Annotated in this window: 11 protein-coding genes; 3 read left to right on the top strand and 8 right to left on the bottom strand. The window is 38.9% G+C overall.

Annotated elements, in window-relative coordinates; genetic code table 11:
- Positions 1-159 precede the first annotated feature (159 nt).
- Positions 160-1,692, bottom strand: a complete 1,533-nt coding sequence (locus tag ACS604_RS12330) for a pyridoxal phosphate-dependent decarboxylase family protein (protein ID WP_174731409.1) — start codon at positions 1,690-1,692, stop codon at positions 160-162.
- A 2-nt stretch (positions 1,693-1,694) separates the two neighbouring features.
- The gene (locus ACS604_RS12325; protein ID WP_174759340.1) at positions 1,695-3,068 is read right to left on the bottom strand and encodes a diaminobutyrate--2-oxoglutarate transaminase; all 1,374 of its coding nucleotides are present in this window, start codon (positions 3,066-3,068) and stop codon (positions 1,695-1,697) included.
- 466 nt (positions 3,069-3,534) lie between these two features.
- On the opposite strand from ACS604_RS12325, the gene ACS604_RS12320 reads away from it, so the two are divergent.
- A complete protein-coding gene (locus tag ACS604_RS12320) occupies positions 3,535-4,236 on the top strand; it encodes an SIMPL domain-containing protein (protein WP_151766895.1) in 702 nt (233 codons plus the stop codon).
- Positions 4,237-4,280: 44 nt separating this feature from the next.
- On the opposite strand, the gene ACS604_RS12315 is transcribed toward ACS604_RS12320, so the two are convergent.
- Both ACS604_RS12315 and ACS604_RS12310 read right to left on the bottom strand, forming a co-directional pair.
- Positions 4,281-5,375 carry a fatty acid desaturase family protein gene (locus ACS604_RS12315; protein WP_004790847.1) on the bottom strand — a complete coding sequence of 365 codons (1,095 nt, stop codon included), beginning with the start codon at positions 5,373-5,375 and terminating at the stop codon, positions 4,281-4,283.
- A 12-nt stretch (positions 5,376-5,387) separates the two neighbouring features.
- On the bottom strand, positions 5,388-6,455 hold the full coding sequence (locus ACS604_RS12310; protein WP_238611822.1) for a ferredoxin reductase: 1,068 nt from the start codon (positions 6,453-6,455) through the stop codon (positions 5,388-5,390).
- A gap of 139 nt (positions 6,456-6,594) precedes the next feature.
- Between ACS604_RS12310 and fabR the strand changes: the two genes are divergently transcribed.
- Both fabR and ACS604_RS12300 read left to right on the top strand, forming a co-directional pair.
- A complete protein-coding gene (fabR, locus tag ACS604_RS12305) occupies positions 6,595-7,290 on the top strand; it encodes an HTH-type transcriptional repressor FabR (protein ID WP_107882831.1) in 696 nt (231 codons plus the stop codon).
- 166 nt (positions 7,291-7,456) lie between these two features.
- Positions 7,457-8,473: an AI-2E family transporter gene (locus ACS604_RS12300; RefSeq protein WP_004790840.1), complete on the top strand. Its 1,017-nt coding sequence runs from the start codon at positions 7,457-7,459 to the stop codon at positions 8,471-8,473.
- A 56-nt stretch (positions 8,474-8,529) separates the two neighbouring features.
- Here ACS604_RS12300 and rapA read toward each other — a convergent pair whose 3' ends face one another.
- From rapA to hemL, 4 genes are all read right to left on the bottom strand, one after another.
- Positions 8,530-11,367, bottom strand: a complete 2,838-nt coding sequence (rapA, locus tag ACS604_RS12295; RefSeq protein ID WP_474771881.1) for an RNA polymerase-associated protein RapA — start codon at positions 11,365-11,367, stop codon at positions 8,530-8,532.
- Positions 11,368-11,511: 144 nt separating this feature from the next.
- On the bottom strand, positions 11,512-12,150 hold the full coding sequence (locus tag ACS604_RS12290) for an RluA family pseudouridine synthase (protein WP_004790835.1): 639 nt from the start codon (positions 12,148-12,150) through the stop codon (positions 11,512-11,514).
- A gap of 132 nt (positions 12,151-12,282) precedes the next feature.
- Positions 12,283-12,987 (bottom strand): acyl carrier protein, encoded by a 705-nt coding sequence (locus ACS604_RS12285; protein WP_474771880.1) that lies wholly within the window; start codon positions 12,985-12,987, stop codon positions 12,283-12,285.
- Between the two features lie 61 nt (positions 12,988-13,048).
- Positions 13,049-14,347, bottom strand: a complete 1,299-nt coding sequence (gene hemL, locus ACS604_RS12280; RefSeq protein ID WP_474771879.1) for a glutamate-1-semialdehyde 2,1-aminomutase — start codon at positions 14,345-14,347, stop codon at positions 13,049-13,051.
- Positions 14,348-14,366: the final 19 nt, after the last annotated feature.

Below are 14,366 nucleotides of genomic sequence, written 5' to 3'. Positions count from 1 at the left end.
TAAGAAATTTGCATAAGATAGATCATGCATAATTATTTTTGTTTTTGAAAAATATGCATGGTTTGTGCATATTTTTATTTACTCATACACATTTTGAATAAAAGAATCTGTAATAAAAAAGCCCAGCAAGAAGCCGGGCTTTTTTCGTTATCAACTCAATTAGTCGATTGGTGGTACATAATTACCAGAAGCAATCGCATCTTTAATGCGGTCAGCTTCAGCCAATACTTGACCTAAAAGGTTTTTAACATTTTCGAATGTCACAACTGGGCTTAATGTGGTCATTTTCAATGACTGCACATTACCCACTTTTGTTACACCGATATTTGCTTCACCACGTGCAAACAACTCGTCCGCTACGTTTTGATTCAAGCTATCGATAAACTCAATTGGGTAGCCTTGTGGCACAACACGGAACAATACCGAAGCAAACTGAGGCTCAACTAAAAGCTCTAAACCGTCAGTTGCCTTGATGTAATCTGCAACTTCACGAGTAAGTTTTACACCATGGTCAATCATTGAACCGTAAAGGTCTTCACCTAGTGATTCAATTGTCATCCACAATTTCAATGCATCAAAACGACGAGTCGTTTGTAATGACTTAGAAACAAGGTTTGGTACACCATGTTCTTCGTCATAAGCAGAGTTCAAGTATTCAGCTTCGTAGTGCATGAAACGGTAGTTCGCTTCGTCTTTCAACAAGAACGCGCCACAGCTAATGCTTTGGAAGTAATGCTTATGGAAGTCGAGGGTAATCGAGTCAGATAACTCAATACCATCAAGCATTGCACGGTAGTCATTTGACAGAATTAATGCACCGCCCCATGCCGCATCAATATGCATCCATGAACCATATTTCGTTGTGATTTCACGAATTTTCTTCAATGGATCAATTGCACCAGCATCAGTTGTACCTGCTGTCGCAACAACACAAGCAACCACTTTGCCTTCTGATTGCAAATGCGCCATCGTTTTTTCGAGAGCATCTACATCCATCTGCGCATTTTCATTCACAGGAACAGTCACAACTGACTGGAAGCCCATGCCCATCATTGCCATGTTCTTTTGCACAGAGAAATGCGCATTTTCAGAACAAATAACTTTGACGTTTTTCATTGCTTCAGCTGGAATACCATCACGCTGTACAGACCACGGATTACCGTTTTCGTCTTTCCAGTTTTTCGAAATGCACCAGTCACGAGCAAGTAACACACCCATTAAGTTAGATTGAGTACCGCCAGAAGTGAAAACACCTGCCTGACCAGAACCATAACCAACTTTTTGACGCAACCAATCAATAAGCTGAACTTCCATTAATGAACCGGCTGGGCTTTGATCCCATGAGTCCATAGACTGGTTAGTTGCATTGATTAACACTTCCGCAATTTGGCTCATCACCATGGTTGGGCAGTGTAAATGCGCTAATGAATGTGGATGATGTACTTTTAAGCTTTTATTTAAGAAAAGCTCAATCATACGTTGAAGTGATTCTTGTACACCCATACCTTCTTTTGAAGGTTGGAAAGAAATTGCTGAACGCAATTCTTTAATACTACCGCCTGTGTACATCTTTTCATTTTGCAACCATGCTGAAACGGCTTTTACCGCTTCGCCCATTGCTGACTCATAGTCAGCAATGGATTGTGCATCATTGCAGAGTAACGCTTTACGATGTTCTGCAAAATCCACCATACTTATGCGCCTCGTACTGCAACCAATGCTTCTGCAATTGCTTTCTTAAAGCGAGCAACTACTTCAACACACTCGTCTTGAGTGATGATAAGCGGGCAAAGTAAACGAATTACTGTACCGTTACGGCCACCTTTTTCAAGCAATAGTTTATTGTTGAAACAAGCAGTTTGAATTGCAGCAGCTAATTGTGAATCAGCAGGATGCGAACCGATACGATCAGCTGGTTTACGCTCGTCAACAATCTCAACACCGATCATTAAACCGCGGCCACGTACGTTACCGATACATGGGAATTCTTGAGCTAATTTTTTAAATTCAGCTTGTAAGTAATCACCACGTTCTTGCGCATTTTGAGCAAGATTTTGTTCAGTAATCGTTTTTAATACGACAAGGCCTGTACCCATAGCAAGTTGGTTACCACGGAAAGTACCCGTGTGACCAGCAGGCTGCCAAGCATCAAATTTACGTTTAATACCTAATACTGCAAGTGGTAAACCACCACCTACTGCTTTAGACATTACAACAACATCAGGTTCAATACCTGCATGTTCAAATGCAAACATTTTGCCTGAACGTGCAAAGCCAGCTTGAACTTCGTCTAAAATTAAAACGATGTTGTGCTTTTCAGTCACTTCGCGGATTTTTTGCAACCATTTTACTGGAGCTGTAACTACGCCGCCTTCACCTTGAATCGCTTCAAGAATAACAGCAGCCGGTTTTGTTACACCGCTTTCAACATCTTCGATAAAGTTTTCAAAGAAGTAAGTTAAAGCATCAACACCAGCTTCACCACCTAAACCAAGTGGGCAGCGGTATTCATGCGGATATGGCATGAATTGCACGCCTGGCATTAAACCGTTAACTGCATTTTTTGCACTTAAGTTACCAGTCATAGCAAGTGCACCATGGGTCATACCATGATAACCGCCAGAGAAACTGATTACTGAACTACGGCCAGTGTAAGTCTTAGCAAGTTTAATTGCTGCTTCAGTTGCGTCTGCACCAGCAGGACCACAGAACTGCAAGCAATATTCTTCTTTACCACCAGGTAAATATGCTAACAATGCTTCAGTGAATGCATCTTTTAAAGGTGTGGTTAAGTCTAAAGTATGCAATGGCAAACCACTTGCCAATGTATCTTGAATACTTTGAATCACCGCAGGATGATTATGACCTAAAGCCAATGTACCTGCCCCAGCTAAACAATCAAGGTACTCTGTACCTTCAACATCAGTAACCCAGCACCCTTGTGCTTTCGCTATCGCTAACGGTAATTTACGTGGATAGCTACGAACATTTGATTCCATTTGACTTTGGCGAGTCAAATAATATTCGTTAGTAGCATTAGTGGCAGGGTTAACGGAAGTAACGCTCATATCGGATTACCATCTCTGATAGGGGTAGAAAGAAATAAGTCTGGTGACGATTGGTCCTTTGACTCGGTGCTTTATAGAACTAGTAAAGACACTTATTTTATATCTTGTAACTAGGAGCGCGATGATACCTAATTTTACAAGAAAAAAAACGTCTTTTATGTACTTTACTCATCTAATCTTATTGAAAAAATGTATCATCCCAATAGTTAAGATGAATTATCATCATACTATGTGACAACCTAAAGAAAATATTCTTTTTTTATATTACTTTGATTTTTTAAGTTACATTGACACACTTTATTTTTAAGTTTTTATTTTTAAAAGATTTTATATTTACCAAAATTTAAAAAAACTGATCTAAATATTACAAATACGCCACAAAATCTGCAAAAGTTATGCATAACTTATGTTTAACATTTCTTAATGAAAAAAATTAAATTTATATTAATTTTTAAAGGAAAAATTTATGCGTACTTTAGCTGTTTCAACCCTTCTTTTAGGTTCTCTCCTTAGCCCTTTGGTTTTTGCTCAGGATGATAATGCTTTGAACTATAATATTGTGAATGTACAAGCCGAAGCTTCTCGTCAAGTTTCTAATGATGAAATGCACGCAACTTTATATATTGAAAAAAGTAACAAGCAACCAGCCGAACTTTCAAATCAGATTAATCAATTGATGAATCAGGCACTCGCTGTTTCTCGTAAATATCCGCAAGTTAAAGTGGAAACTGGTGCTCAAAGCACTTACCCAATTTACGATAACGACAGTAATAAGCTAAAAGAATGGCGTGGCCGCGCTGAAATCCGTCTAGAAAGTAAAGACTTTAAAGCAGCAAGCCAGTTAGTCAATGAATTGCAACAAAGCTTCCAAACTCAATCGATTAATTTTACGGTTTCAGATGAACAACGTAAAAAAGTTGAAAATGATTTGATGGTTGAAGCATCTAAAAACTTTCAACAACGTGCTCAAATGTTGACTCAAGCATGGAATAAAAGCCAATACACGCTCGTTAACTTAAACTTAAATACCAATAATTATTTCCCTCAGCCTGTAATGAGAGCAAGTATGGCTAAGTTTGCTATGGCGGAAGCTGCACCAGCTCAAGACATGGCAGCTGGGGAGTCTAAAATTACTGTGAATGCAAACGGTTCAATTCAGTTTAAATAATTTGTTTCTCAAAAAAAGCCCTGAACTAACCAGGGCTTTTTTGATTATTTTTTAAACGGTAAAGCATATTTAAAGATACGGCCGACAACCTGTCCAAACTGTTTAGCTAGACTCGCGTTGTTATAATTTAGACCATATTTTTTACATACAGCTTCAACTTTTGGAGCCATTTGGCGATAACGGCGCGCAGGAACATCAGGATATAAATGATGCTCGATTTGATGGCTCAAATGTCCGCTTAAGATATGTAATGCTTCTGAACCTTTTAAGTTTGAAGAACCACGAATCTGGCGCATATACCAGTGACCACGGCTTTCTTCCTGTAAAACAGACTTTGGAAATACTTCTGCATCTTTAGTAAAGTGACCACAGAAAATAATCGTAAACGTCCAGATATTACGAAGACCATTCGCAACCAAGTTTCCTGTCAATACAGGTAATGCCGCTGGTCCTGCAATTAATGGGAAAAAAACGTAATCTTTGAAAAGCTGGGTACCAATCTTTTTATTTACTGGTTTTAATTCTTCCAAGAATTTTGCCATGCTCTTACGCTTATAAAGAACGCGACCAATTTCAAGGTTCTGAATCGCTACGCCCCACTGGAACAATAAGCAAAATGGAATGCTATAAACGGGTTGAAGCAAGAAACCAGGCTTCCAACGTTGCTCTGGGAATAAACGAAGTAAACCATAACCAATATCATCATCGATACCTTTAATGTTGGTATATGTGTGATGTTTATAGTTATGCGTTTGACGCCAGTTATCAGAAGTACCGACAGTATCCCATTCGTAAGTTTGACCATTAAATTTAGGATCGTTCATCCAGTCGTATTGGCCATGCATAACGTTATGACCAAGTTCCATGTTTTCCATAATTTTAGAAAAGCCTAATAGACCTGTTCCTAAAATCCATGCTGGTGGGAACCAACCTGCAAACAAACATGCTCGGCCTAAAAAACTACTGTAGCGAACTGCTGCATAGACACGGCGGATATATTTAGCGTCTTTTTCACCCAAATCATCCAATACTTCTTGTTTGATCTGATCAAGCTCTTTTGCAAATGCGTCAAGTTCTGCTGGAGTCAAATCGCGATTTTTAGGATTTTTAAAATATTCGACTTTCACTGGCATATTCATAAAAGTTCTCTCTTAAAGATCAATAACTAGATCAGATTGTGCTGAGTTCACACAAATTTTGAGTAATTGGCTTGGTTCGGTATTTTCACTACCGTTGAGTAAGTTACGTGTAGAACCTTGAGCTTTACTACAAACGCACTTATTACAAATTCCCATACGGCAGCCATGTGTTGGCTTAAGACCTTCATGTTCAAGGCTCACCAAAATTGATTCGCCTTTTGGAATTGCAATAACCTTATTAGACTGGGTTAATGTGACATTTACATAACCAACTTCAGCCGTACTATCACGCGTTAAGCTAAAAGCTTCCGTTAATACAGTCGGTGCTTTTTCAAAAAGCTGTTCCACTGTTGAAACGAAACCAGAAGGTCCACATGCATATATGGTGCTATTTTCCAAATCGTCTACTAATGCTAAATGCTCTGCATTTAAACGTTCATCATTTGGTGTTTCTTGTGTATAGAAAACCTGATAACTAAAATTTGGAAATTGCTGTGCAACTTTTTCAAAGTATTCAACAAAAGCTGCATCTGAGCGTTGCTTTACCCAATATAAAAGCTGTACTTGAACTTTATCTAACTGCTGGCTTTGTTTAATTGCAGTGATTAAGCTCAACATTGGGGTAATACCACTACCTGCAGCTAGCATAATTAATTTTGGTGTTTTGATATTTTGTTGCATGTCGCCATAAGGCTGACCAAGCTCAAAAACATCACCAATTTGGCTTTCAGTCATAAACCAGTTACTGACAATACCATCAGCCACTTTTTTAATCGTTAAACGTAAATGTTGTTCGTCAATTTGCGTCAAACTATAAGTACGTTCATAGCGACGACCAGCAATTTCTACAATTACAGGATGATGCTGGCCTGCAACGCCCATTTTCACTAAGCGGTTACATTTTAGCGTCAAGCTCACCATGTCGTGAGCGACAAATTCTTTTTTTACAATTTGAACAAGGCCATGTTTTACAGACCATAAAGGATTAACTTTTTGTAGCCAGAAATTAGCCATTTCTTTATCAAAGATGGCTTGTGTCAATGAATTGAATAGAGAATTTCTCTTTTCGATTGCTTGCATAACTGAGGCTCTGTCGCTCTTTTTTAATTATTATACACATGTATATATATTTGTATATACACACGTACTTTTAATTACAATTTCACAAGTTCAGCTTCTAAGGCTATAATCCTGAGAGTTTATAAATATATTGAACAGCATGACCCAATCTTCACTTTCTCAGAACCTGAATGACACACCTCAACAACAAGATGTCATTGAAATTAAAACAGCTACGCGTTCTGTGGGAAGAAAAGCGACAATTACTAAAGAAGAACTTTTTCAGGCTGCTCTCAATCTGATTGGCCCACAAAAGAGTATTGCTTCATTAAGTTTACGTGAAGTAGCACGAGAAGCTGGCATTGCGCCAAACAGTTTCTATCGACACTTTAAAGATATTGATGAATTAGCAATTTCTTTAATTGACCGTGCAGGTATCGTCTTACGTAAAATTATCCGACAGGCTCGCCTACGTGCTTCCTTGCAAGAAAGTATTATTCGCAGTTCTGTCGATATTTTTCTTCAGCAGCTCGATGCCGATGAAGGTAATTTAAGTTTATTACTACGCGAAGGTTTTACAGGTTCTACTTCTTATAAAGCTGCTGTTGATCGTCAATTAAACTTCTTTCAGCAAGAACTACAAGAAGATTTAATTCGTCTAGAGCACTTAAATAATAACCACTTATATCACCCTGATCTTGTTGCAAAAGCAATTACGCAACTTGTGTTTCACATGGGCGCCAAAGTGATTGATCTTCCAATTCATCAACGTGCGGAAGTTGCTGAGCAAACGATGATTATGATTCGAATGATTTTAGAAGGTGCTCGGCATTTGGATGAAGCAGAAATTCGTTAAAATTGTCTAATGAATGGCTTGTTAATAAACAGGCCATTTTTACATCTAACTCTTCTATTTTCCAACAAAAATATAATTCACCGATTGAAGCGAATAGCTTGCGAGAGTATAAATAATTATTCCATTTGCTCTTTCTTCTATATTCCCAACGATCTTAGGGATCAACATGCAAAATTTGAATAATCGTCAAAGTCTGATTGCAAGCTACATTCTTATGGGCATCTTTTTGCTTTCGGTTATCCCATTACATCTATTAGCAAGTTTTTTTGCAGGCTTTCTAATTTATGAAATTATTATTAGCTTAAGCTCGGTTGTAGAACGTTATATTGATGGTCAAAGAGCCCGCATTTTTATTAGTATTTTATTAAGTATTATTACGATTTCACTAATCGCCTTTTTCTTTACAAGTTTAATTAGCTTTGTGGTTCACGATTTAAAAGGTGTAGGCATCCACAACATCAACAGCAAAGTTGATCAAACCCTGCTGCATTTACAAGCTGAAATTAGCAAATATCTTCCGGGTTATATTCCTGATAGCGTGACAGAATTAAAAGATGAAATTTTCGCGTTTATGAAAGATAACGTGACCATATTAAAAAATACCAGTTCCGATATTTTGCATAACTTCGTGACGATGGTTATGGGCCTCATTATCGGTATTTTGGTGGCTATACATGGTTTTCACCGCCGTACACCGCAACCTGTTTTTAAATCTCTTCTGATCCAACGTATTCAGAAACTATCAATTTCATTTAAAAATGTTGTTTTTGCACAGATAAAAATTTCAGCAATTAATACGCTGCTCTTTATTTTATTTGCATTTGTTTTATTACCGCTTTGGGGAGTGCATCTTCCTTTTGCTAAAACGCTTACTATTTTGACCTTCATGTTTGGATTGATTCCAATTTTAGGTAATCTTATTTCCAATACATTGACGTTCATTGCGGCTCTTACTGTTTCACTTGGGCTCGCAGGGGCAGCATTACTTTATCTCGTTCTTGTTCATAAACTTGAATATTTTATTAATGCTAAAATTATTGGGCATAAAATCAATGCAAATGCATGGGAGATTTTATTAGCAATGCTGGTATTTGAGTCAATTTTTGGCTTAGGCGGTTTAATCGCAGCTCCAATTTTCTATGCATATTTAAAATTAGAACTGAAAGATGCTGGTCTCATCTAATTCAAAATCGATGTATAAAAAAAGCGCCCTCTAGGCGCTTTTTTATTTGAAGTTAATTATGGCTTAACCACAACTAATACTTGAATTGCTTCTGGTGTAACAGTTAAACCATCAAGCAAGCTCAAGCCTTCTTTTTGCAGCTTTTGTAAACGTTCAATTTCATCTTGACGAATACTTGGATTGAACTGTTTTAGATAAGTTAAACGGTCAATTTCATATTGCCATTTATTACCATAGTGTTCTTTTGCTTGCTGCTGAAGCTGTGGCAAATCAACTTTCGCGATATCCAACGCTTGTTTATAACGTTGCTCAATAATATCACGGCGAGCTTTAACCACCTGACGACAGCTATTGCCATCTAAGTGATGTAAATATGGTTTCAAAATTGCTGGATCAATTTTTTCAGACAAATCTTGCCCAGTTTCGCTTAATAGCACACGAATAAGCTGCTTAGGCAAGCTCGATGGTAAGTTCAACGCCTTAGGCGCAACTACATCGACTTTAAACCACACTTCAATTAATACTGAACCCTGCTTTAACGCATTAGATTTGAGTACAGCAACGTTGGTACTACCAAATGATTGCGTACGGATCATTTCCATTACACTTTCAATGAATGGGTGCTCTAAAGTTAAATATTGAGCATCTTCACGAAGTTGAGCCTGATCACGATAGAACGTAGCAGTCATCCCTTCTTCGTCTAACGCCAAACCTTGCACTTGCATTTGGTCTGTTGGACGAATAATCACAGTACCGTTACTTTGCTCATCAAAATCGATATTGGTTGATGACATGAAACGCTTCACAAACATTGGTAGCGTTGTATTGTCATCATAATCTTCAAGTGCCTGAACAATCTCTTGCGCCACGATAGGACGACATGAGTTATATTCAAGTAAACGATCTCGGCCCGCTTGAAGTTCAGCTTCCAAAGCTTGACGTTGAACATTCACTTCTTCAAGTAAATCTTCAAATGTTTGACCTTGGTCTGCAAGCAAACAGTCTTTTAATTCAACAATAAAATTCTCTTGCAGCGTTTGTGCTGTCGGAGAAATATTGCTGAAAATATTAAGTGCTTCATTGTACCAACGGAACATACGCTCTTGAGCTGTTCCAACAAGATATGGCACATGAATCTGAATACGGTTTTCTTGACCAATACGGTCTAGACGACCAATACGTTGCTCTAAAACATCTGGATTAGCTGGCAAATCAAATAAAATTAGATCACTGGCAAATTGGAAATTACGGCCTTCAGAACCAATTTCCGAACACAGGAGAATCTGTGCACCATAGCTTTCTTCAGCAAAATAAGCCGCTGCCTGGTCACGTTCAAGTAAGCTCATGCCTTCATGGAACATTGCAGTACGAATGCCTGCATGCAAACGCAATACATTTTCTAGAGCTTCCACAACTGGTCCACTACGCGCAATTAAAAGCACTTTTTTATGCTTGAGATCTTTGCGCAGAATTTCCATTACCCATAGCACACGTGGGTCATTTTGCATCCATGAACCATCAAGGTGTGCTTCTTCTGGCCACATTTGCTCACGCAGTTTCCCATCTTTTGACCAATCTTCTGGTGCTGGTAATGGTGCTGGCTGACAATCACGCCCTGGGAAGCCTTGAATTGCTTCACGTGTATTACGGAATAGAATACGACCTGTACCGTGACGGTCTAATAATTCGTGAATTGCTCTAAAGCGTTGGTCAGGTTGGTCTTCAATACTGTGACCTAATAAGCCTTCTAAAGCAGATAAATGCTCTGGAGCTAAAGGCTGATCAGACATGAGTACTTCAGCAATTTTTGCAGTCTGCTGGTATTGAGTTTCTTCATCTAAGAAGCGCTCTAAACTGCTAAAACGCTGCGGATCAAGTAAACGTAAACGTGCAAAATGACTTTCCACACCAAGCTGTTCAGGTGTTGCGGTAAGCAATAACACCCCAGCGGTATTTTCAGCAAGCTCTTCAATTAAATCGTAGCGATCATTACCGCCTTCTTCTTCGCTCCACATCAAATGATGTGCTTCATCGACCACGAGCAAATCGAAACCAGCTTCTATGGCTTGCTCACGTAAATCATCATGGTCAACCATTAAGTCAACGCTGGCAATAATGCATTGCTCAGTCAAGAACGGGTTAAGTTCTGGATCATGTTCTTTAATAGATGCTGTACGTGTTAAATCAAACAGAGAGAATTGCAAGTTAAAACGACGGCGCATTTCAATCATCCACTGATACTGTAGAGAATCAGGGACTAAAATAAGAATGCGTTCTGAGCGACCGGTTTTAAGCTGTTGGTGGATAATTAAACCAGCTTCAATTGTTTTACCCAAACCCACTTCATCGGCAAGTAAAACACGAGGTGCAAAACGTTTACCAACTTCGTGTGCGATATAAAGCTGATGTGGAATTAAACCAACACGCGCCCCAACCATACCACGTAGAGGACTATTCTGCATTTGTGCTTGCATAAGCATCGCTTCAATACGCAGGTCATACCACTCTTTATAGTCGACCTGACTTGCAAGCAAACGATCTAAAGGTTTCGATAACTGAATTTGTGCACCGATACGTGTTTCATTTAGCGCTTTACGATCTTGTTCGCCATTTTCTAAGGTACGAACAACGTTGTAACGTAAAACACCATGTCGATCTTCAACAGACTCAACAATCCACTTCTTGCCTTCTTGATCTTGAACTTCATCATTTGTGTTAAAGATGATACGAGATAGTGGAGCATTGTTACGTGCATAGACACGTGTCTCATCACTTTTGGGGAATAAAATGCTGACAGATCTTTCATCTACATCAATAAGCACACCTAAACCGAGTTCAGTTTCTGTGTCTGATAGCCAACGTTGACCAATAGCATACTGCTGCAATTTTTCCACCTTTCTCTCAAGTTCGCACTACATATTGTACGATGCAAATTAGCTTATTTTTGCATCTTTTTATGTAGTCTTTAAAGCAAAATTTTGAAGCAAAAACCAATTAAATGACTTTGCTACAAAAAATCACGCATTAAAATTTTTACATTAAAACGGTACAGGACAGTCAAAAGTTAATGTTTCTGTTGTGACAGGATGATTAAAACTTAACTGTTTGGCATGCAAACATAAACGCGGAACAAGTTGCTGCTCCGGTGTTGCATACAGCGTGTCACCTACAATTGGATGCCCAAGATATTGCATGTGTACACGGAGTTGATGAGATCGGCCCGTAATTGGTGTTAATTTCACACGAGTTACAGGCTGTCCCTGAATCTGAAAATGTTCTATTGCCTGCCAATGTGTTAAAGCAGGTTTGTTGTGAGAAGCGTCGACAATATGTAAAGGTGGTCGGCTTGGATCATAGATGACAGGAATATCTACAGTCCCCTCACCCTCTAAATGACCTGCGACAAGCGCTTCATATATTTTTGAAGTCTGACGATCTTGAAATTGACGCGCAATCGCACTTTGACCGCGCTTTGATAAACCAAATACTAAAATACCTGAAGTATCTCGGTCTAGACGATGAATGAGCAAAGTTTTAGGTTCAATCGCAACCAACCTTGTCAAAACGCTATCATGTAAATCACCTTTACCAGGAACACTCAAGATGTCCGAAGGTTTATGAATCACCATAAAATCATCATCACGATAGATCAGATGTTCACTTAGAAAATCACTCAAAGTTGTATTCCCAAGGCAAGATGAAAAACAAGCGGGCAATAATAAAAAGCTTACGTCCGAATTACAATGCCGTTCGGGTAAATTAACAGCATAATTTGCAAATATTATGGATCACGTGGAGTCTATAGTTAGTCAAGGCTTCAATAACTGCATAATATGCTGCAATGTAGGTGCCTGCATTACCTCTTCAGCGCTTACACTCGCACCATTCGCACGCCACACTTCGACCAGATAATTCACAGCAGACTGATCTAAACCGTAGTTTCGTAAATCAATTTCAGGATGAATCTCCATGGGGTGTCGCCCCACCTGTTCAGCAATTACCAATAAGATTCCTTTATCCGACAAAATATATTCAGACGGCGCACTTAAAGACCATAGACGCATTAAGGTCTGTGTATTTAAATGTTTTATATGGTCAAAACTAATCTTTTCAACCCATTGAATGTGCTGTTCTAGATTAGCCGCCAAGATCGCATCATTTACAATAGCTACATAATCGGTAATAGATAAAACAAGCTGCATGACTTGTTTAAACAGCGGTGATAAATCACCAGCCATCACAACTTGGGCTTTGCTATTTGATGACAGTCGCTGCCCCAACTGCAACATGGTTTGTTGAAGCTGAGATGCATCAATAAAAATAACTGGAATTTCGAGGACCTGTGCTCTTTTACTTAGCAATTCTAAATGATCAGCTAATGGCTGGTGCGCCCAGTCAGGTGATTTTTCAAGTTCATTTAGCCCAACCATGAGTAAAATACTTTGCGTAGACTCAATCGGCCAATTTGAAGTATTTGCTGCTAATTGGATTTTTCGAGGTAAAGGATAAAACATTGTTCTCAACAAGTAAAAAATAGCTCAAATTAAAAAGCCCGTTTTAAACGGGCTTTTTTGCTTACTTCATTTCAGCGAAAGTTTCTTTGGCAGCCTGAATCGTATATTTGATATCTTCATCAGAGTGAGCAGATGAAATAAAGCCTGCTTCAAATGCTGAAGGCGCTAAGTTTACCCCACGCTTTAACATGCCATGGAAGAATTTTTTGAAAGCTTCAATATCACACGCCAACATTGAGTCAAAACTTGTAATATCTTCTTGGTCGGTAAAGTAAAGACCGAACATTGCACCAGCTTGCTGAGTTTTAAATGGAATACCTGCTTCATTAGCTGCGGCTTGTAAACCTGCAAGTAATTTTTCAAGTTGAGCAGATAAATTGCTGTAAAAGTCTGGTTGACGCAAATGTTTAAACATTTCGATACCCGCACGCATAGCAAGTGGGTTTCCAGACAATGTACCTGCTTGGTATACGCCACCTAAAGGCGCGATACATTCCATGATTTCACGCTTACCACCAAATGCACCAACAGGTAAGCCCGCACCAATAATTTTACCTAAAGTTGTTAAATCAGGTTTAACGTTATAAACCGATTGAGCACCACCTAAAGCAACGCGGAAACCTGTCATCACTTCATCAATAATGAATACAGATTTATATTCATCACACACATCACGAATGGCTTGTAAGAAACCGTTGATTGGTTTCACCATATTCATGTTACCCGCGACAGGCTCAATAATAACGCCAGCAATTTCATGACCAAATTTAGCAAAACATTCTTTTAATGCAGCAATATCGTTGTAAGGTAACGTTAAAGTGTGTTTAGCAAAATCAACAGGAACACCCTTTGAAGTCGGCTCACCCTCACCTAAAGTAAGTAAGCCCGAACCTGCTTTTACTAAAAGTGAGTCAGAGTGACCGTGGTAGCAACCTTCAAACTTCACAATTTTGTCACGGCCAGTGTAACCACGCGCTAAACGAATAGCCGTCATGGTCGCTTCTGTACCAGAGTTAGTCATACGCACCAATTCAATTGATGGCATGATTTCACAGATAATATCTGCCAACGTTGTTTCATGTACAGTTGGTGCACCAAAACTTAAACCATCTTCTGCGGCTGTTTGTACTGCTTTAATAATTTCTGGATGAGCATGACCTAAAATCATCGGTCCCCAAGAACCAACATAGTCAACATAACGCTTACCATCTACGTCCCATAAATAAGCACCTTTTGCTTTCTCGATGAAAACAGGTGTTCCTCCAACGCCATTAAAGGCACGTACCGGAGAGTTCACACCACCTGGAATGTGTTTGCTGGCTTGTTTAAATAACTGTTCTTGCTTTGGAGATAAACTCATGGAAATGCTCGTCTTAAAT

This window comes from Acinetobacter sp. Li1LvA2 (assembly GCF_056156705.1).
Note: the sequence above shows the minus strand (reverse complement) of the source record. Positions and strands in the feature narration are given on the sequence as shown.